Consider the following 18,412-nt stretch of genomic DNA (forward strand, 5'->3'; position numbering starts at 1 on the left):
ATATTATTTCATCATTAGCATCGCTGGGGCAGCGACAATAACCATCACTACAACAAAAATAAGAACCATGGGGAATACAAGCTTAGATGATGCTTCCTCTCCCAGCGTTCGTGCAACCGTTTTTCTGCGCTGCCATAACTCTAAAGAAAGCGAATGAAGAGCCGTTACGAAGTCGTTTCCTCCTCTCTTATAGTTCAGCAAGATGGCTGAAGTAAACAAAGATACTTCATGAAGTGCGCAGCGTTTTCCAAAGTCTTCCATCACTTTTGAAAATGAAACGTTCATCTCCAGTTCATGCACCGCTTGAGAAAGCTCCTTATACAGCGGCGATTGCGCTTTATGAGGACGAGCCTCAACGCAGCGAATCCACGCTCGATTGACGGTTTCGCCCGCATTAACAAGCAGCACGATTGTACTCAAAACCTCTGGCAATTCCATGATCATGAGGAGTTGTTTCTTCCTGATTTTCACCTCCAAATCACGCACCATCAGCAAGGGAATAATGACAGTAACAAGCAGGCCAAAGGCCAAAACCGATCCATCTCCGCTTGCAACAACCGAAAGCAGAGTCACGATAACTAGAGAAAGCGTGCTCATAGAAATTAGTTCCGCATAAAAATATTTACACCCATAAGCAGATAAGCCTCTACCATAAATTTTAAGCAGGTTATGGTGGATTTTAGATGTGAAATCGGGCATTTTTTCCATCAGACCAAGCTGATCAACAAGCAAATAACTGTAGGGAAGCAATACTTTCATACGGAAAGGATACGGATATTCACGCATAAAATCTGCATGCCGTCTGCGCCCCCAAAACAGCAAAATAAGTACTGCAGCTAATTCAAGCAACAACATCATTGCAATCCACATCTTACACCTTGATATTCATGATTTTTTGAGTGAGGGCAAAGCAGACGCATAACATGAATAAACAACCGCTCATGATAACAACACCGACACCCGAATATAATGGCTGCATATACTCCGGTGATGAAAAAGCAAGTACGGCGACAATCACGATAGGAGCAAACAACAGCACCCTTGACTCAAACCGTTTCTGAGCAACCATGACGTTAATATCCTGCGCAATTTCAAGCTTTTCTCCAATAACAGAGGCAGTTCGCTTCATAACCTCCACCAGATTTCCGCCCGTGCGTTTACACGTAAGGAAGACGTCTGTAAAACTGACTACATCCTCTAAATGACTTCGATCCGCAAAGTTCTTTAATGCCGCTTCAATGGGCTCTCCGTTCTCAACCTTGCGGCAAATGATACTAAATTCAATCACAATTAGACAGGCTGGATCTGGATACAGCAGCTTTAGGTCTTCCAAGGCTTCTTGAAAAGCAGTTTCAATCGACTTTCCAACGGTCATGGAGGAGGAAAGACAGCTTAACGCTTGTTTGAATTGAACATATAGTTTGTTTTTGCGCATTTGTATTAACTGCTGTTTGCGAATGCGGGGAAAAACCAATCCAACCGCCGAAAATAGTGCAGCGAAAATGAATGTTTTATAGAAAATGTACCCTACGAGGAATGCAGGCAAGGCGAGCATAAGAATCGCACTTACTCTTTGCCGTGGTGTCAGATGATACTGATGATAATCGATTAATGTGTGGATGGATTGAGGCGATGGAGCTTTCGAGATTTTGACCTTATTAGTCGAGGTTTTACTATTTTTGCGGCGATCCAGGTACATCAAAACAAACCAACTCAGCGTACCCGTAAGAAGAAGTAACAGAATCAACGTCATCCAGTTCCACACTCCCCCTCCCCTTTAGAAAACCACTCAGGCAGCTTCGTGCCAGCCATTCGTATTTTGTGCCTATTGCGCAGTTCGCTGCCTGTATAAACGAGATCCCCATGTACTGTATCCCCTGACATATCCCCTCTTTCCTCAAATAAAAACAGCGGGTTGAGCTGCACCTCACCATCCTTCAAACCGATGACTTCATGAATTTCTGTCACTTTCCGGCTGCGATCGCGAATTCGGCTAATATGAATCATCACGTCAAGGGCTGAAGCGATTTGTTTACGAATCACCTCGATCGGCAGAGGAGCGCCGCTGAGCACCATAGTTTCCAACCTGCTAAGCATATCAACGGAAGAATTGCCGTGGCCAGTGCTTAGGGATCCATCGTGCCCCGTATTCATTGCAGCTAGCATATCTAAAGCTTCAGCTCCCCGCACTTCCCCAACGATAATCCGGTTCGGACGCATCCGAAGCGAGGCGCGAATGAGGTCCCTAATCGTGATTTCCCCTCGTCCCTCGGTATTGGCGTTCCTCGTTTCCATTCTGACCAAATTTGGATGCGTCCGTATTTGCAGCTCTGCCGAATCTTCAATAGTAATAATGCGTTCATGCGAAGGAATCCAAGCACTAAGCGCATTCAGAAACGTTGTTTTCCCAGAACCTGTTCCTCCTCCAATAAAGATGTTATACCCGGACTCAACCAACACTTGCAGCAATTCCGCAGCCTTCACAGAGATGCTTCCCATTCGGATTAGGTCATCCATAAGCAGCGGCTCTTCGGGGAATTTACGAATAGTTAAGGTAGGTCCGCTCAGTGAGGCAGGCGGAAGTACGATGTTAACCCTCGAGCCATCCTGCAGACGCGCATCGACGATCGGAGTTGATTGATTGACAATCCTGTTTACTTTGGAAACAATCGTCTGAATAAGATCCTCCAGTTTTTCCTCGCTCTCCAAAGGGTATGGGTACCGCTCGACAGTTCCCTTGCGTTCGAAAAATATATGCTCATGCCCATTCACCATAATCTCCGTAACAGAAGGATCATCGATAAGCGGCTGCAAAAGGTCCAGTCCCCGGAATGAATCGAAGATACGTTTGACCGAAGCGTGTATTTCGTCCGACGTCCAATTATGCTCAGTTGCAGCATGAAAAATGGCTTCTTCGATAAGCACCTTTAATCTGGCATCGCTGACCGTGCTGGAAAGATCAAGCTTTTCCTTAATTTGCTGCTTCAATTCCTTGAATTGACTCATCTCCATCAAGCGACGGCCCCTTCTGCTCCGGATATAGAAATCCGGTTACCGTTTAAAAGAGTTGTGAACATGTGAAAGGTTTGTTCCGAGAATAACCCGGATTCCCATATCTGCTGTGGAGTCCTAATGATTTTCCACTCGGGGATGTACGGGAGCTTAAAGGAGATTTCATGACCAAGGCCTGAGAAGTCATTGGTCTGCATGCCTGTATACTTATTCAATACAAAATGAACATTCTGAACGAAGCCCATCTGCTTATAGAGCGCCATCGTTTTATATGCATCATTCAAATCATCCCTTACGAGCCAAATAATGTGGTTGCTGAGCTCCAACCCTTTTATAATTCGCGGATGCACGGACGCCTCAAGATCTAAAATAATGTAGTCATACTCATTCAATGAGATCAGCGCATTAATCAGAACTCGAATCTGTTCTCCGTTTATTTCTTGCATTTCCCTGATCTGATCATTGGGAGACAGGTAGTCAAATCGCAAATGCGGATCGTGGGATTTGAGCAGTTGCAGCTTGGGCCCGAGCACATCTGGCGAGCTTTTCAAATAGTAAATCAGCTTGGAAAATTGCCCTGTTTCACCTTGCAGCCAAAGCGAGGTTGAACTCACCGTTTCCAAACTTAAATAGAAAACCCGCTCGCCACGAAAAGAAAGCTGTTTGGCCAGATGGATAGACGTCATCGTCTTACCGCTATTTCCACTGGCACTGTAAACGGAGAGGACACACGCCTCTGTCGTTCCGTGGTTCTTCACTTCACTTGTCTTTTCGGTATAAAAAGCTTGCACCCGCGTAAGCAAATGATGCAACGCTTGAAACCGGTATAAGAACGGAATTTTCGTTTCTGCGTCCATGGAGTTGGTAATGGTTTCACTCAGCACCATCCTGCGGAGTCCAGTTGTTCGGTGCATCAAAGACTGGTAATACATCTCCGACATTAATAACACGCCTTCTAATTGCTGCTGATTTTCAATCAACTCAAGCATGATTTCCAGCTTTGAAAACAGCTTTACCTGCATACGCTCTGCGAACTCAGAAGCACGAATGTAGACGGCAAGCCGCTGTGCATATTCCTCGTCATGATCTAAAACATAAAGTTGAATTTTGTTCATCGAAACCTCCCAATCTCATGAAAATCACGACATTTTGGCATATACGCCACTCCCGATTAGTACAAAGCTAATAACCAAAAGCACGATCGCTATTCGAATCGTTGTTGTTTGATACTTCATTCACCATCCTCCTCAGCGGTATAAGAAACAAAAAAAGCACGCGCCGACGCTGGAGAGACTATCTCCAAAATCAGCGGTGCTTCCGCTTGTTCCAAACAATGTATCCAAATTGTACCACAATTGCTTAAAAAATCAATCCCTTTTATTCCCAAGGATATTTCATTGTGAAAAATCCAGCCAGTTTTTTACTTTCGACTCGGCGAATTCGTCTCATTTCTGCCCGCTGTGGCGCCGATTCATGCAGCTTCGTCTCCTCTTCCGTTTCCGGAATGACTTGCGGCACTTCTACCGGCACTTTATTATCGTCCAAGGCAACAAAAGTGAGAAAAGACGTCGCGGCAATTCTTCTTGCTCCTGTTTTCAGATCTTCCGTCACGACTTTCACGAAAACTTCCATCGAGCTTTTCCCCGTCCAAGTAACGAATGACTCCAAGCATACGGAATCAGAGGTATGAATCGGATACAGAAAGTCAACCGAATCCGTCGATGCCGTTACGACGGATCTTCGGCAGTGTTTGTGGGCGGCAATCGAAGCAATGTCATCGATGTAGGACATCAGCTTGCCTCCAAACAGCGTATTGTGATTATTTACATCCGTCGGGAAAATGCGGGATGTTTTGAAGCATCTGGATTCTCTGGCATAGCGTTGTTCCATGTCTAATACCCCTTTGCTAGGTAGCTTATTTCATTATGAACCATCATAACATACTTCGCGTTACTTTGGTGAAAACTGGCTAGCGCTACCGCGCTTCATAATTTTTGAAAAGAATGAAGGGTTCGCCTTCTTTTTTCCGCTTGAACTCATGCTATTCCTTGGAAGAATCTCCTTTAGCAGCGGCGATAAAGCGTAATTCAATTGCGCTAAGACCTCGGGATGGTCCTGAATGCATTCCCCATTCCAAACAGCTTGCATCACTTTCGACCGGGGCAGCTCAGGCAAGGTACATAATGGAGGCGCCGGAAGCGATTCCGCCCATTCTCTCTCCAACTGTCCCGGGAGGCAGCCGTTGGCGACATAATGCACTCTTTTACCACGCTGCCGATAAGAATTAAACCGTTCAAAATGCGCGCGTGAGCTTGGCCGATTGCATTTGCCAGGAGAAGCATCAACAACCACGATAATCTCATCTGCGCTATGACAAAGCTCTCGTACAGAAGGGTGCTCCCAATGCGTCGAAACGTCCCATAGGATGATCGGCTTTTTGATCGTGTGGAGAAGCTTAAAGGAATCTGCGGGGAGCCAAGCATCCTGATAGCCATCCGGATGAAGGGGGACCCAAGTCGATAGACCGTTGTCCCATGATGCAGTGGCAGATATGCATTTCTCTTGCGCAGTAATCAGATGAGCAGCAAACTTATATTCCTTCGGGGCTTTCATATCGCCGTACAATAGCATGTACAAGTCTGGTTCAATAGTGGGCTGTTCAATCAGTGCGTTCGGAATGCCGTAAGCATTCAACATTCTGGCAAGAGAAAGCGCCATGAAAGTCGATCCTACGCCAGCAAAAAGACCTCCTACGACAATTAATTTATCCGGCGGCACATGGGAAGCAGGATGGATATTTTCAGTAATATTCGTTGAATCGGGATAGATGGAACGAAGCCTCATTTTCACTTCCATGGCGGATTGGCAGCGGTGCTGGGGATTTTCTTGCAGGAGCAGACTTACGGTAGAGGTCAGAGCTTCAGGCAGCTTTGGCTTTATTTGCTCCAAAGGCTTCTGGGTCCTATAGGCAAACTGGCCGCCAGACAATATGTAATACAGCATAGCGCCGAGAGAATATAAATCGGAACGGGCATCGGTTTGTAAGCCCATAAATTGCTCAGGTGCGGCAAAACCAATCGTCCCCATCTGCATCGTATCGGCCTGTTTTCCCTTCTTAAACTGCCTGGCAACGCCAAAATCAATTAAGCGAACTTGCGACTGCTCGTTCATCATAACATTGGAGGGCTTGAGATCCCGGTAAATAATCGGGCAAGGTTGAAACGTGTGCAAATAATGAAACAGGTCACATAACTGAAAAGCGATGTCGACCATTTTCGCAAGCGGAAATTCCCGTCCGTTCGCTTCAAACAGATCTTGCAAAGTGGGGCCTTGAATGTAATCCATAACCAAGAAGCCTGTCCCATCGTCGGTTGTAAAATAGTCAACTAATTGCGGCAACTGGGGGTGATGAAGTTTTGCGAGCATTTCTGCTTCTTCCATGAAAGTCATTGTTTCTTCTTCCGATGGATAAATTTCCTTGACCGCCCACTTCTTCCCCTTCAGCTTCATATCCTCCGCTAAATAAACGTGACTCATGCCACCTTGTCCCAGCATGGATTCAATGCGGTATCTTCCGCCGATACAAGTGCCAATCCATTTCTTTTTCATCTCAACGATAAAAAAGCCCCCTTCATTCAAGTGTCCAGTACCTTGATTATAAAAGGGGCCTACTGTAAAATCTACATTTTTTTACACAAACTACATCTTTTGCAAATAAAGGGTGAGCTCTTCACGGTTGTGGAACAACTGCTTGGCCTTTAGCAGGAATAAAGACGGCTCCAGAATTCGCAGAATATCCCGAACCGTTTGAAACGGTTTCTTGTGCATCAGCTTGACGGTTATGATCGCCGTACCGCCACTTTGCAGGGAGTACAGCAAATCAGCAACCAAACGCCCCATTTGGCGCGGATCCCAGCTCATATCGCAAACAAGCAAGTCAAACTCGTTATCCCGCAGCTTCACATCGCTTGCATTTTTTTTATAAATCTTCAAATTAGGATTGCCAAGCAGCCTTGGACTCATAGCCGCAGGGTCAATGGCCGTGACTTTTAGGCCGCGCTCCAACAACAACGATGTCCAGCCACCGGGAGCGGCTCCGATATCAAGGGCAGTTCTTGCTATGCTAAAATCAATGCCAAACCGTTGCTCGGCTTCCAAAAGCTTAAATTTGGCGCGTGAGATTTGATCCTCTTCTTTCATAAAGCGAATCGCTCCGCCCGACCAATCGGACAAATTATCAGCTGGCTTGGATAGCCCAACGAACAGCTTTTTGGCATTGATATAGATGGAAATCATTTGATCGGCATAACGGACGACCGGTTCAGCCAAAATTTCCGAAACAAGAATGTCATCTAACGCAGCCTTGACCGTAAATGGCGCATAAGGTACGTCTGCACGTTCTTCTTTACGCACTTGGATGGCGATCTTTTCGCCGGAATGAAGAAGACCTGCTGCATGCGCGCCTCGCAACCAATTTTTCAGATTGGCAAGATCCTCTTCCGTTCCGGTGAGTTCCCAGTCCTGCATAACAGGCTGTATGTGTCTGAGAAAGATCGGTTCTTGTTCTTTAATCGATGTTATGGCATCTTCTATGCCTGCAGGCACTTCGAATAAAAACACTTCTGTTGGAACCAATAATGTGAACTTGGTCAGCGGAAATAGTTTGCGGATTTCATCCTGCGCGTATAGCGCGAACCCGTGATTCGAAGTACCAATGTATGTCGTAATTTGTGTCATAGCCGCATCCTTTGTCGTCTTTAATCCAAAACCTTAATCCACGGTCGATCCTGAAACCATTCCAATGCAATATCCACGTCAAAAGCTTTCTTAATGTTTTCCGGCGTCAGCACTTCTTTCTTAGGCCCCGCAGCAATTAATTCACCTTGTTCAATAATGGCAACATGCGTAATTAACGGAATGATTTCTTCGATATGATGAGTCACATAAACGACCGTAATGTCCTGTTTGCTAAGTTCGTTAACATCTCTTAAAAAGCGTTCCCGCTCGTATAAATCCAGGCCCGCAGCCGGTTCATCCAATACCAGGAGTGAAGGCTTCATCATCAACGATCTGGCCAGCATCACTTTTTTGCGTTCGCCTTGCGACAAGCTGCCCAATGTTTGATGCGCCAAATGAGGGATGCGCACACGCTCCAGCATGCCCTTCGCACGGTCCAAAACCTCTTGCGGAATTTCCTGATAAAAGCGGAGATACGCATATTCGCCCGTAGCCACAACTTCAATAACAGGATCGCTGAGATTTAGTTTTTCCATCAGGGACTGAGAAATATAGCCAATCTTCTTGCGGACTTCCCTCACATCGCATTGCCCATATCGGTTGCCCAACACGTCTACAGTTCCCCGGCTAGGAAATTCGTAACCATTCATCATCTCGAGCAGAGTTGTTTTGCCGGAACCGTTACGACCTAACAATACCCAGTGTTCACCGGGATTAATATGTACATTCACATCATTTAAAATATGCCGTTCGTCTCGAATAAAATGAATATGCGATAAATGAATCATCTCTTGCTACATTCCTTTCTTCCTGCGCTATGATCCTTGTGCAATTTGCAGCAGCAAATCGTCCGGTATCCGGTGTGGGTATATACGCACCCCTTCAGGCTTGGCTGTGTTCAGCATTTGATACATTGCCGTACAAGCGGTAGGGCTTGAGGTATGAATATAAATGGTTTTGGGAAATTTCTGCTGTTGAACGAGCCATCTGACAACGTCCATGCCTGTTTGCTTCGACATCCAGCCCATATCATGATCCAACGATAAAATATCGACGTCGCATTGTTCAAGCAGCAGCAGACACTCTTGTATGTTTCTGGCAAGCGTAAATCCTTGGGGACAAGGCCGCAGATCATCTAAGTATACATGAATCATAACCGAATTTCCTTCCCTTCTTATGCATGCAATGCATCATTCGGTTTGGCGGAGTAAAGCTCTGACCAACGCAATTTCCTCCGCATGGGTGCCGCCTGGTCCTTTTCCCGTCTCGAGAACGATAGGAATGTGCTTCAAATAAGAAGAAGACAACATTTCAGCAAAATTATCCAGTCCAATATACCCGGTCCCAATATTCGCATGGCGATCTCTTCGCGAGCCAAAAGGATGAAGCGAATCATTCAGATGCACGGCTTTCAAATGAGGAAAATAGTCAAGAAGTCCGCCCCTAGCCTCGAGTTCCGACCAACCATGACTCTGCCATAAACCGCTTGCACAGGCGTGGCACGTATCCAAGCAGAAGCCAATTTTCTCAGGGAACCGGCATAGCTTGCGGACCTGAACCATTTCCTCCAAAGTAAGGCCTAACTGAGATCCTTCGCCGGCTTGATTCTCAAGCAGAATGAGAGATGCCCCCTCATAGCAGTGAGTGGCGCTATCCAAACATTGTATTATATTTTTATACCCTTGTAACGGGTCTTTTCCAACATATTTTCCAAAATGCACCACGAGTCCCACCGAACCGCATGCGTCCGTGATTTCGAGTCCATTCTTTAACAGCCTCACCATTAACTCGCGTTCCGCTTCGTCTGCAGCCGGGTTCAGAGGATATGGCGCATGTCCGATCGACAGAATATCGTGTTCACGGCAAAATGCAGCACAGGCAGCGGCATCCCTCGTATTAACGATTTTCGTAGCAAGACTCCTTGGATTCATCGGAAAGTATTGAAGAGCGTTTGCCCCCATGGACCATGCTGTTTTTGCCGATCCGATATAACCGCCCCGCGTACTAACATGAGCGCCAACGTACATGACCCTTCAGCCCTTTCATGATTGACAGTTCGCACAATAAAAGCATTTGCGACTAGAAACCTCTGTCTTCACAAGCGGATGACCGCAGCGTACGCACGGTTCTCCCTCGCGGTCATATACGCGGCATTTCGCGTCAAACTGCCCCGTTAACCGGTCTCCGACGAACAACGGCTCGTCGATATAGCCGCCGTAGTGAATAGCTTCGAGTAGTACCGACCGCATCGCTTGGAACAAGCGGTTTTGCTCCTCTTCCGTTAGCGTCGGCAGCTTACGAAGTGGCAAAATACCCGCTGAAAAGCAAATCTCATCCGAGTAGCAATTTCCGATTCCGGATAAAAAAGATTGATCGACAAGCGTCACTTTCAGATTGCCTTTCTTGCCTTTGAGCACATCCTGAAACCGCGCAAAAGTAAAACCGGCCTCTAAGGGCTCCGGTCCAAGCTTGCTTAATAACGCCGCTGCCTCAGGCAGCGCGTGCATATGCAAATAACCTAACCGCAATCCGATGAAATATAAGTGCTTTGTGCCAAAATGGATCACCACCTGCGTCGTCCGGTCCGGTTTCTCCGCCTCCGTTCCAAAGAACATCCATCCGCCAAGCATCAAATGCAGCAACAAAACTTCGCCTGATGCCAAATGAAACAGCAAATGCTTCGCACGGCGATCGATATGTACAATCCGGTTGCCGGTCAATTGGCGGATAAAGCGTTCGGGTTCCACGTTCAAGGACTTGGGGCGGGTAACTTCCGCTCCTGTAATGGGCGAATTCAGGATGAGTCTCGTTAGCTGCTGGCGATAGGTCTCCATTTCGGGTAGTTCGGGCATGACACTTCTCCTTGCCGTTTTCTTCCTTGTATGTCCAAATGACAGGGAAAGTAAACGGACAATCGTGTGACTTAAATCAATCCCTCGCTCGCATAAATGGGTTTCATCTTGCGGGTTTTCGATTGCGTGGCCGGCTTCGGGATTCTCTTCGTGGACGACGCTTCGCGAGCTTGAATACTCTCGGACTTTCTCCGTTTATCTTTCAAACGGCGGATCCGCTTCTCCAGCGCTTCCTCGATTTCATTCTGCTTGCGATCTCCCCGATGCAGAGCGCGCCTGCGCCAAAGCTTAGCCCAAGCCTCCTCCGCATAAAAAATCGCCTGATCCAAATTCCTCTCCCGATGCTCATAATACATCGCCAGCTCCAAATAAGGCTCCAATTGCAGCGCAAGGCTTGCGCTTTTGATTTGAATCCACCGCTTCCACAGGTCTACGGCACGGGGATATTCCCCTTTTTTCTTATAAAAGGCAGCTAACAGCAGAATGGCTGTTTCATGATCGGAACTGTTTGCGGGTTGCGAGTCAAGCATGAGTCTGGAAAATAAATCATCGAAGAACGTTTCAGCCAGCGCAAACCGTTCCATTTTGTCCAGCCAGAGACCCGTTCGATACGACTCTTCTACTTCAAGATCGGCAACAGCCGCAGCGTTATCTCCGCTTAACAGCTTGGAAAAATGGATAGCTAAAGCCGCTAAGGTGACAATATCATGCTCATTATGCACGAAAACGCCCTGGAGGACAGACGGATTCTTCTCCGCCAAGTACTGAAAATAAAGCGCAGGCGCCATAGAACCGGGGACATCGTCTACGCGCTCAAAGCCAAGCCGGCTCTCTTCGACTTTGCTTAACCTGCAGGATGGGAGGGTGTTCCGCCATAAGCTTCTGGAAGGGTACAGCAAATCAAGGTGAAGCAGCTCCGAATCATCCAATGTGAGCCGGTTGAGAACGTAGCGATTTTTGAGTATCGGCCAATCGAAAGTACGGCCGTTATAGGAAACAATATGCGTGAAGCGGCCCAGCAGCCCTTGCAAGTATACCAGCATGGCCTGCTCCTCCGCCGGATTGCGAATCAACAGCTGTTCTACCGTGAACAGCTCCCCGGTGTAATAGCCGATGCCGACCATGAACGGCACGTTGCCCGCTCCGACACCGAGCCCAGTCGTCTCGGTGTCGAAGAAGAGCAGCGCGTCGTGCCGGACGTCAGCGTCGCGGTCGTGAAAGCAGGACAGGTGCTGCGCACAATCGGCCAACTCGCGCAGCCGATACTTGCCGTGCACGCTGTCCCGGCCATAAACGCGGCGCCGCATGACGAACGAGCCGCTCGGGCTCGTCTCGATATGCGCGCCGAGCGGCGTCCATTCGTCCTCTGCCACAGGCAAGGACGGTGGGGCGGTCTGCGCCGCTGCGGTGCCTCGCAGGCGGCCGAGCCTTTCGCGGAGCCCGCTCATCGGGCACCGCCGTCCAGCTGCGCCAGCAGCTCCAGGGCGAGCTTCTTGCCGAGCAAGCCGACCTCTTCGATCGGCCCGACGCACGCCGGGCAGCCGCTGATGCAGCCGCAGCTTTGGATGAGGCTGCGCGCTTGCTCCATGAGCTGGCCGTGTACCTCATACAGCCGGTCGCTAAGTCCGACGCCGCCGGGGTACCGGTCATAGAAAAATACCGTCGGCAGCTTGTTATGCACCGCCTTAACCTGCGGAACGACCCGTATATCCATCGGATCGCACATTAAATAGAGCGGAGCAAGATGCGACAAAACGTTCGCAATCCCGAGCAGCGCAAACTGCATATCGTTGACTGAACGGCCTGCCGCCATGTCTTCGTCAAAGGTAAACCAATAGGAGCTGGTATGCAGTTCTTCTTCAGGCAGTCGGATCGGTCCGGAGCCAATGTTCTCGTGAGTCCGCAAACGAATTTTCTTGAAAATCGTCGGCTGCGCATTCACCGTGACCTCTCCGAGCTGCCGCAGCAATCCGCCGCTCCGCCCCTCCCTGTTCACATGCAGCACTTTCAGCTGCACCGCCAAGCTGGCATCGGTGAAATAGTCCACATCGACTTGACGGACATAAGCCTTCTTCTCTTCATAATCCAGCTTCTCAACTTGAAATTGGACGCCTTCATGGATATAAATCGCTTCTTCGTGAATGAGGGTAGGCGCGCTAAAGCGGTCGCACTCCCCAATCACTCGGTTCGCATTGGTCATATCGATAATAATAAAATTTTCTTGTGCGGCAGACCGCAAGGAAATGTTGTGCGCCGGAAAGGATTGCTCCATCCAATACCAGCGGTCATTCACCTGATGCAGCACCTGCTCTTCGGTTAAATATTCCAAAACGTCGGTGAGCGACTCCTCGCCGAACTTCTCATTGGCTTCGAATGGAAGCTCATAAGCGGCGCATTTCACATGATCCACGAGGATGATCAAATTGTCCGGATGAATCCGCGCCTGCTCCGGCGGCCGCTCAAAGAAATAGTGCGGATTCTGGATCAAATACTGATCCAGCGGGTTACTGCTCGCGACGAGTACCGTCAGCGAGGTCTCCTGCCGCCGTCCGGCACGCCCGGACTGCTGCCAAGTGCTGGCTATCGTGCCCGGATAGCCGTTGAGCACGCACGCTTGCAGCTGGCCGATGTCGATGCCCAGCTCCAGCGCGTTCGTGCTCACAACGCCGCGGATTTCTCCGCTGCGGAGGCCCTTCTCGATCTCCCGGCGCAGCTTCGGGAGATACCCGCCGCGGTAGCCGCGGATCGATTTGCTGCCCAGCTCGTGAGTCACGAGCTCCTGCAGGTAGGTCAGCAAAATCTCCACGCGCACGCGGCTTCTTGCAAAAACAATCGTCTGGATGCCGCTTCGCAGCAGCGTGCCTGCCAGCTTGCGCGTCTCCAAGACGGAGCTTCTGCGAATCCCCAGCTGCTGATTGACCACCGGCGGATTATAGAAAACAAAGTGCTTCTCGCCTGCCGGCGCTCCGTTATTGTCGATCAGCGCAACGCTTTCGCCAATTAGCCGCTCCGCATGCTCCTTCGGATTATCGATCGTCGCCGACGCGCAAATAAATTGCGGCTTCGATCCGTAGAACCGGCAAATGCGCTTCAGTCTGCGAATGACATTAGCCACATGACTGCCAAATACGCCGCGATAAGAATGCACCTCATCAATGACGATATAATTCAGGTTCTCAAACAGCTTCACCCACTTGGTATGGTGGGGAAGAATCGCGGAATGCAGCATGTCCGGGTTCGTCACAACAATATGCCCGGCATTGCGAATCGCTTGTCTGACCGTTGGCGGCGTGTCGCCGTCATACGTGTGCGTCTTAATATCTACCTCCATGAAATCTACCATTTCCTGCAGCTCGGCAACTTGATCCTGCGCCAGCGCCTTCGTCGGAAATAAATAGAGGGCGCGCGAGGCGTCGTTCTCCAATATTTTCTGCAGGACCGGAAGATTGTAGCAAAGCGTCTTGCCTGAGGCCGTCGGCGTCACCGTGACCACGTGATGACCGGCCAGCGCTTGACGGAACGACTCCGCTTGATGCGTATATAACTGCTTGATGTGCTTATGTTGAAGCGCAGCCCGAATACCCTCGTGCAATCCCTCTGGAAAATCAGCCAGCTTGGGATCACGCGGGGGTATGGTGTGCCAATAAGTAACTTGTGACATGATGTCCTGCTGTTTGCGCAGCCAGCCGATCATCTCATTCATAGAAGAAACCTTACCTGTTAAAGGATTCATACGTCGAATCTCCTTACCAATCTCGTTTCTTCTATTTTACAGAATATACGTTCGTATGTCTACATGAGATCGGATGAATCGTCATAATCATACCGAATCCCTTCGTGATCAGCGGTTGCCGTTGGAACATTGGCTTGAAGGGCTTGTCTCGCGCTTTCCTGCATTTTAGTCAACACTTCCTGATAATCTCTAGAACGGTGCTCTTCCAAATCATGCTTCATTGCAGTTCTCAATGCTCTTTCAATGATCACAACATCATGACTAGTAAAATCCACGGTTCCTCGCACCTCGCCCTCGGTACTATATTTCACACCTCTAGCTTTTCCATTTTCGGGAAAACCCATACACCAAGCGGCTATTTCTCCAAATTCGTAATTGGCTTTGAAATCAGGTAAAATCAGGAAGACTACATAAATAAGGAGGAAGTAATAATGACAGCATCTTTACCCGCCGAAGTCGAATCCACTCGCCAACCGGATCATGAAATCAATCCGCAATTTCTGACGCGTTGGTCCCCTCGCTCGTTTACGAATCAAGAGGTACCTGAAGATGTACTCCTTAGCTTATTTGAAGCGGCCCGCTGGGCACCTTCCGGCAGCAATTTGCAGCCTTGGCGCTTTATCGTCGCCCGCACAGAAGAGCAGCGCGCTCAATTTCACAGCTTTATTGCGCCGGCCAACCGGGAATGGTGCGAGAAAGCTCCCGTTCTTGCCCTAGCTATTTCCTATACGAAAGCGCCTAACGGGAATAACGCCCCAAGCCATGCTTTCGATACGGGAACTGCGTGGGGATACCTGGCTCTCGAAGCCAACAATCAAGGCTTAATCACACACGCTATGGGGGGCTTTGATCATAATCAAGCTCGTGAAACCCTCCAGATCCCTGAGGATTACCAGACTCACGCCGTCATTGCAATTGGCTATCGCGGTCCTGTGGAGGCTCTGCCCGAACGCTTTCAAGAGCGTGAAGCTCCTTCCACTCGCCGTCCAGTTAGCGAATTTCTGTTTGAAGGCACGTTCGGTCAAACCCGTTAATCGAAAAAAAACACTTCATTCCGCTTACGGAATGAGGTGTTCTTTTTTAGAACGGAGTCTCGACTTTATCGACCTTCGCTTTATAGGATGGGTCAAAATAAGCCGTGAAGGTTAAATTCACCGTCAGTTTTCGAGATAAATCTTTTGGCAAATTACCAAAGTTTACCGTATCGACACGAATGAGTCGCGGCAATGCCTGCAGCTGAGTGATGGCATTTATCACCTCATCAAACGCACCTGAGATGGACGTAGTCACTCTGACTTCCCTTATGTTCGGGTAGGGGTTCTTGTTGTTTGCATCCGTCTGCTGCGTTTGCGGACCCTTATCGCCCACGGCGTATGAAATCGAATTGAAATTAACTTTCGCAGCCGTTTTGATCTGATTTAAATCAAGCGTCAACTGCTCCGTATTATCCCATAACGGGAGAGCGGCTTGAATGTCTTTTAACGAAGGACCCGTCTCTTCCTTCTTCTCGCTTATTTTTTTGGTAAGCAGCTGTACCTGCTTTTCCACGATAGCAATTTCGTTTTCTTGCACTTTGATTTTATTGCTTGAAGGGAGCTGTACGAAATAGTAGAAAGCAAAAAGAGCTAAAAACAACAGCACCGCCAAGAGCAGCAGGAGGGTTTTGGCATTATTTTTGTTGGACATTAGCAGGCTCCTCCCCTTTTACTTCCGACGTTCCTTTAGTTCCCGTCTCTTTCGAAACCGCTGCTTTCTTGAAAGCAATCGAATAATTGACTGTATATTGCTTTACGGCGCTGGACGGAGCAGGCACGGTTGGATCGGTTGAATCCGCTGGTGCTCCGGCAGCAGAATTCGCATTCGTAGTACCTACGGTCGTTTCTGTAATGGACTGAAGCAAAGCGTTCTCACCGAATGTCAATTTGCGCAGATCAAACAAATACCGGGCGGAATCTTCCATCTTTGCGAATATGACCGTTAGCGTAATTTGCGATTCGGAAGAATAAGAAATCGAGCTGATTTGGGCAGTTACCGGCAGCGATTTTTTCAAATCACCGATCATCACAACGACATCCTTGCGGTTTGCCCTCGTCATGGTAATAAAAGCGGCAGGATCTCCGCCCTGATTGGCCGGCTTCGATGTTAATTTGGCCTCTAAAGCTGACTTCTGTGTATTGAGAGTTGCCAGTTTCGACGTGTTTTGCGTCAATGTTTTCTGATTATCCAGATACGTGAAGCCAATTAACGCCGCACAAGCAACCCATGCTACCATCCCCAAAATGGCTAGCAGCAGCTTGACTTTCGTCTCCGTTTTCCGATGCGGCAGCAAGTTAATTTGAGCTTTTTGCTTGGAGAAGAGCGCGACACCGATCGCCACACGATACGCATTGGCGCTAAAATCTTTTGACCGGCCATTGGCAAATTTATCAAAATCGACCGTCTCCACTTTTAGCTCAGAGAGCGCCTGCTGGAGCTCCATATGCAGCTGAATTCTGCCTTGATTAGCCCCTGTCACGATAATTTGAGAGATTCGGCTTTTTCCCTCTTGAATACTGTATTGATAAAAGCTCAGCATCCTGGAAATTTCAGCAATAATTTCACCGACTTGGTCTGATGTTAGTTCGTCATCAACAGCCGTATCATGCTCAACTAACGTAATTGTCCGCATAAAAATGGGATTGCCGTTTTGCAGCATGTACACTTCCAGAGAGCCGCGATCTAAGGAAACCAGCATGGATTCTTCAAAAAACTCATCTTGCTGCGTAGAAATCGCCCTTGCTAGCGCAGTGGCCGATATTTCTGCTGCCTTTACATGTACGCCGGCATCCTCAAACACTTTTACATAGCTCATAATCAACTTCTTCGGAGCTGCAAACACTAGAACTAACGTACTCTCATCATCTTGGCTTACTTTGATATAATCATAAACCGGATCTTCAAATGGCAGGCGCAGCGCAGTCTCCACTTCAAGCTCTACCAATTGCCGCAGTTCCTGAGGCTTAATGCTAGGAATGCGCATTTTCCGAATGATAATTTGCGAAGTCGGAATGGCGATCGTCGCAGATGCCCCTTTCAGCTTCTCCGCTTTCACCCATTGTTTCACCTGAAGACTTAAGGATTCTCCATTGACGATTTGATCCTCGACAATAATCCCTGGCGGGATAGGAAGGAATCCGCTTGCGCCCACTTCCCAGGTCTTTTTCTTTTTCACGGAAACATAACGGACTCCCGTTTGATCTACCGTTATTCCGATTCGCTTAGTGCCTAAGCCGATCATATTCATCACACCCTGCTATCCGAGTAATGTAAGGTAAGCCTTTATCATATCCGTACCATAACCGTATGAAATGAGAATGCCCGCCGCCAATGAGGGGCCGAATGGTATCGGTTGTTTTCTTTTCGTGATTTTTAACAGCAGCAGCAACCCGCCGATCAGACTGCCTATCAGACATGCTAAAAGAAATGCGACCATAATATGAGATAAGCCTAATACTGCGCCGCAGACTAAAAGGAGCTTGGCATCCCCCATTCCCATACCGCCGCGTGAAAGAACTGCGATTAACACAATGATTCCGCAACCTATTACAGCACCCAGCACATAACTCCACCAGGCTTGATCTCCAGGAAAAACGAATCGTAGACCTATTAAAACAGGAAAGAAAACGATTAAAATTTTATTAGGAATAAGCATAGAAGTTAAATCCGATATAGTGATAATGACTAAAAGACTAACAAGTGTTAGGGCAACTAACGCTTCCCCCGTGATGCCGAAATGCATATAAACCCATAAGAATAACAACCCTGTTGCGAGTTCCCCTAGGGGATAAATAACGGATACTTTCGTTTGACAATACCTGCACTTACCTCTGGCTAAAAGATAGCTGATCACCGGGATCAGATCCCTAGATTTCAGCTGCTTCCCGCATTTCGGGCACGCTGAGGGCGGTTTGACCACCGACTGCCTCGCCGGCACGCGCAGTGCGACTACGTTGAAGAACGAACCGAGTACGAGACCAACGATGAAAACGTAAATTGCGATGAGGAGTGTCATGGGTTTGGGTCGCTTTCTTTGATTTTA

Annotated in this window: 18 protein-coding genes; 1 reads left to right on the forward strand and 17 read right to left on the reverse strand. The window is 48.3% G+C overall.

The genetic code is table 11. The features are described from left to right. Positions 1-3: 3 nt before the first annotated feature. The 14 genes from AC3WRW_RS09095 to AC3WRW_RS09160 form a co-directional block, all read right to left on the reverse strand. Positions 4-858, reverse strand: a complete 855-nt coding sequence (locus AC3WRW_RS09095) for a type II secretion system F family protein (RefSeq protein WP_492546013.1) — start codon at positions 856-858, stop codon at positions 4-6. A gap of 13 nt (positions 859-871) precedes the next feature. Beyond that, positions 872-1,753: a type II secretion system F family protein gene (locus AC3WRW_RS09100; RefSeq protein WP_492546014.1), complete on the reverse strand. Its 882-nt coding sequence runs from the start codon at positions 1,751-1,753 to the stop codon at positions 872-874. Next, complete coding sequence (locus AC3WRW_RS09105; protein ID WP_492546015.1) at positions 1,750-3,012, reverse strand: TadA family conjugal transfer-associated ATPase; 1,263 nt, start codon at positions 3,010-3,012, stop codon at positions 1,750-1,752. Before AC3WRW_RS09105 ends, AC3WRW_RS09100 begins: the two co-directional genes overlap by 4 nt. After that, on the reverse strand, positions 3,012-4,127 hold the full coding sequence (locus AC3WRW_RS09110) for a P-loop NTPase family protein (RefSeq protein WP_492546016.1): 1,116 nt from the start codon (positions 4,125-4,127) through the stop codon (positions 3,012-3,014). Before AC3WRW_RS09110 ends, AC3WRW_RS09105 begins: the two co-directional genes overlap by 1 nt. A 262-nt stretch (positions 4,128-4,389) precedes the next feature. Then, positions 4,390-4,902, reverse strand: coding sequence for an acyl-CoA thioesterase (locus tag AC3WRW_RS09115; RefSeq protein WP_492546017.1), 513 nt, complete (start codon positions 4,900-4,902; stop codon positions 4,390-4,392). Positions 4,903-4,962: 60 nt separating this feature from the next. Continuing rightward, on the reverse strand, positions 4,963-6,621 hold the full coding sequence (locus tag AC3WRW_RS09120; protein ID WP_492546018.1) for a serine/threonine protein kinase: 1,659 nt from the start codon (positions 6,619-6,621) through the stop codon (positions 4,963-4,965). A gap of 90 nt (positions 6,622-6,711) precedes the next feature. Further along, positions 6,712-7,749, reverse strand: a complete 1,038-nt coding sequence (locus tag AC3WRW_RS09125) for an SAM-dependent methyltransferase (RefSeq protein WP_492546019.1) — start codon at positions 7,747-7,749, stop codon at positions 6,712-6,714. Positions 7,750-7,769: 20 nt separating this feature from the next. Further along, complete coding sequence (locus AC3WRW_RS09130) at positions 7,770-8,537, reverse strand: ABC transporter ATP-binding protein (protein WP_492546020.1); 768 nt, start codon at positions 8,535-8,537, stop codon at positions 7,770-7,772. 27 nt (positions 8,538-8,564) lie between these two features. Next, on the reverse strand, positions 8,565-8,903 hold the full coding sequence (locus AC3WRW_RS09135) for a cyclic-phosphate processing receiver domain-containing protein (protein ID WP_492546021.1): 339 nt from the start codon (positions 8,901-8,903) through the stop codon (positions 8,565-8,567). A 36-nt stretch (positions 8,904-8,939) separates the two neighbouring features. Further along, positions 8,940-9,776, reverse strand: a complete 837-nt coding sequence (locus AC3WRW_RS09140) for a deoxyribonuclease IV (protein WP_492546022.1) — start codon at positions 9,774-9,776, stop codon at positions 8,940-8,942. A 15-nt stretch (positions 9,777-9,791) separates the two neighbouring features. After that, positions 9,792-10,601 (reverse strand): bifunctional DNA-formamidopyrimidine glycosylase/DNA-(apurinic or apyrimidinic site) lyase, encoded by an 810-nt coding sequence (gene mutM, locus AC3WRW_RS09145; protein ID WP_492546023.1) that lies wholly within the window; start codon positions 10,599-10,601, stop codon positions 9,792-9,794. Between the two features lie 71 nt (positions 10,602-10,672). Beyond that, the gene (locus AC3WRW_RS09150; protein ID WP_492546024.1) at positions 10,673-12,049 is read right to left on the reverse strand and encodes a ribonuclease H-like domain-containing protein; all 1,377 of its coding nucleotides are present in this window, start codon (positions 12,047-12,049) and stop codon (positions 10,673-10,675) included. Beyond that, positions 12,046-14,334 (reverse strand): DEAD/DEAH box helicase, encoded by a 2,289-nt coding sequence (locus tag AC3WRW_RS09155; RefSeq protein ID WP_492546025.1) that lies wholly within the window; start codon positions 14,332-14,334, stop codon positions 12,046-12,048. Before AC3WRW_RS09155 ends, AC3WRW_RS09150 begins: the two co-directional genes overlap by 4 nt. Before the next feature lie 59 nt (positions 14,335-14,393). Further along, the gene (locus tag AC3WRW_RS09160) at positions 14,394-14,609 is read right to left on the reverse strand and encodes a hypothetical protein (protein ID WP_492546026.1); all 216 of its coding nucleotides are present in this window, start codon (positions 14,607-14,609) and stop codon (positions 14,394-14,396) included. 156 nt (positions 14,610-14,765) lie between these two features. Between AC3WRW_RS09160 and AC3WRW_RS09165 the strand changes: the two genes are divergently transcribed. Continuing rightward, a complete protein-coding gene (locus AC3WRW_RS09165) occupies positions 14,766-15,368 on the forward strand; it encodes a nitroreductase family protein (protein WP_492546027.1) in 603 nt (200 codons plus the stop codon). A gap of 46 nt (positions 15,369-15,414) precedes the next feature. On the opposite strand, the gene AC3WRW_RS09170 is transcribed toward AC3WRW_RS09165, so the two are convergent. Genes AC3WRW_RS09170 through AC3WRW_RS09180 form a run of 3 tightly spaced genes read right to left on the reverse strand, consistent with a single transcriptional unit; the run spans position 15,415 to position 18,385 of the window. Next, complete coding sequence (locus AC3WRW_RS09170; RefSeq protein ID WP_492546028.1) at positions 15,415-16,020, reverse strand: hypothetical protein; 606 nt, start codon at positions 16,018-16,020, stop codon at positions 15,415-15,417. After that, a complete protein-coding gene (pilM, locus tag AC3WRW_RS09175; RefSeq protein ID WP_492546069.1) occupies positions 16,004-17,617 on the reverse strand; it encodes a pilus assembly protein PilM in 1,614 nt (537 codons plus the stop codon). Before pilM ends, AC3WRW_RS09170 begins: the two co-directional genes overlap by 17 nt. A gap of 9 nt (positions 17,618-17,626) precedes the next feature. Further along, the gene (locus AC3WRW_RS09180) at positions 17,627-18,385 is read right to left on the reverse strand and encodes a prepilin peptidase (protein ID WP_492546029.1); all 759 of its coding nucleotides are present in this window, start codon (positions 18,383-18,385) and stop codon (positions 17,627-17,629) included. Between the last annotated feature and the right edge of the window lie 27 nt (positions 18,386-18,412).

This window comes from Paenibacillus sp. FW126-R14, from assembly GCF_058789495.1.

Coding starts and splice junctions, on each gene's coding strand:
- AC3WRW_RS09170 (WP_492546028.1), bottom strand. CDS start 16,020: ATGTCCAACAAAAATAATGCCAAAACCCTCCTGCTGCTCTTGGCGGTG.
- AC3WRW_RS09115 (WP_492546017.1), bottom strand. CDS start 4,902: ATGGAACAACGCTATGCCAGAGAATCCAGATGCTTCAAAACATCCCGC.
- AC3WRW_RS09135 (WP_492546021.1), bottom strand. CDS start 8,903: ATGATTCATGTATACTTAGATGATCTGCGGCCTTGTCCCCAAGGATTT.
- AC3WRW_RS09155 (WP_492546025.1), bottom strand. CDS start 14,334: ATGAATCCTTTAACAGGTAAGGTTTCTTCTATGAATGAGATGATCGGC.
- AC3WRW_RS09180 (WP_492546029.1), bottom strand. CDS start 18,385: ATGACACTCCTCATCGCAATTTACGTTTTCATCGTTGGTCTCGTACTC.
- pilM (WP_492546069.1), bottom strand. CDS start 17,617: ATGAATATGATCGGCTTAGGCACTAAGCGAATCGGAATAACGGTAGAT.
- AC3WRW_RS09125 (WP_492546019.1), bottom strand. CDS start 7,749: ATGACACAAATTACGACATACATTGGTACTTCGAATCACGGGTTCGCG.
- AC3WRW_RS09165 (WP_492546027.1), top strand. CDS start 14,766: ATGACAGCATCTTTACCCGCCGAAGTCGAATCCACTCGCCAACCGGAT.
- AC3WRW_RS09120 (WP_492546018.1), bottom strand. CDS start 6,621: ATGAAAAAGAAATGGATTGGCACTTGTATCGGCGGAAGATACCGCATT.
- AC3WRW_RS09150 (WP_492546024.1), bottom strand. CDS start 12,049: ATGAGCGGGCTCCGCGAAAGGCTCGGCCGCCTGCGAGGCACCGCAGCG.
- mutM (WP_492546023.1), bottom strand. CDS start 10,601: ATGCCCGAACTACCCGAAATGGAGACCTATCGCCAGCAGCTAACGAGA.
- AC3WRW_RS09100 (WP_492546014.1), bottom strand. CDS start 1,753: ATGACGTTGATTCTGTTACTTCTTCTTACGGGTACGCTGAGTTGGTTT.
- AC3WRW_RS09140 (WP_492546022.1), bottom strand. CDS start 9,776: ATGTACGTTGGCGCTCATGTTAGTACGCGGGGCGGTTATATCGGATCG.
- AC3WRW_RS09130 (WP_492546020.1), bottom strand. CDS start 8,537: ATGATTCATTTATCGCATATTCATTTTATTCGAGACGAACGGCATATT.
- AC3WRW_RS09110 (WP_492546016.1), bottom strand. CDS start 4,127: ATGAACAAAATTCAACTTTATGTTTTAGATCATGACGAGGAATATGCA.
- AC3WRW_RS09095 (WP_492546013.1), bottom strand. CDS start 858: ATGATGTTGTTGCTTGAATTAGCTGCAGTACTTATTTTGCTGTTTTGG.
- AC3WRW_RS09105 (WP_492546015.1), bottom strand. CDS start 3,012: ATGGAGATGAGTCAATTCAAGGAATTGAAGCAGCAAATTAAGGAAAAG.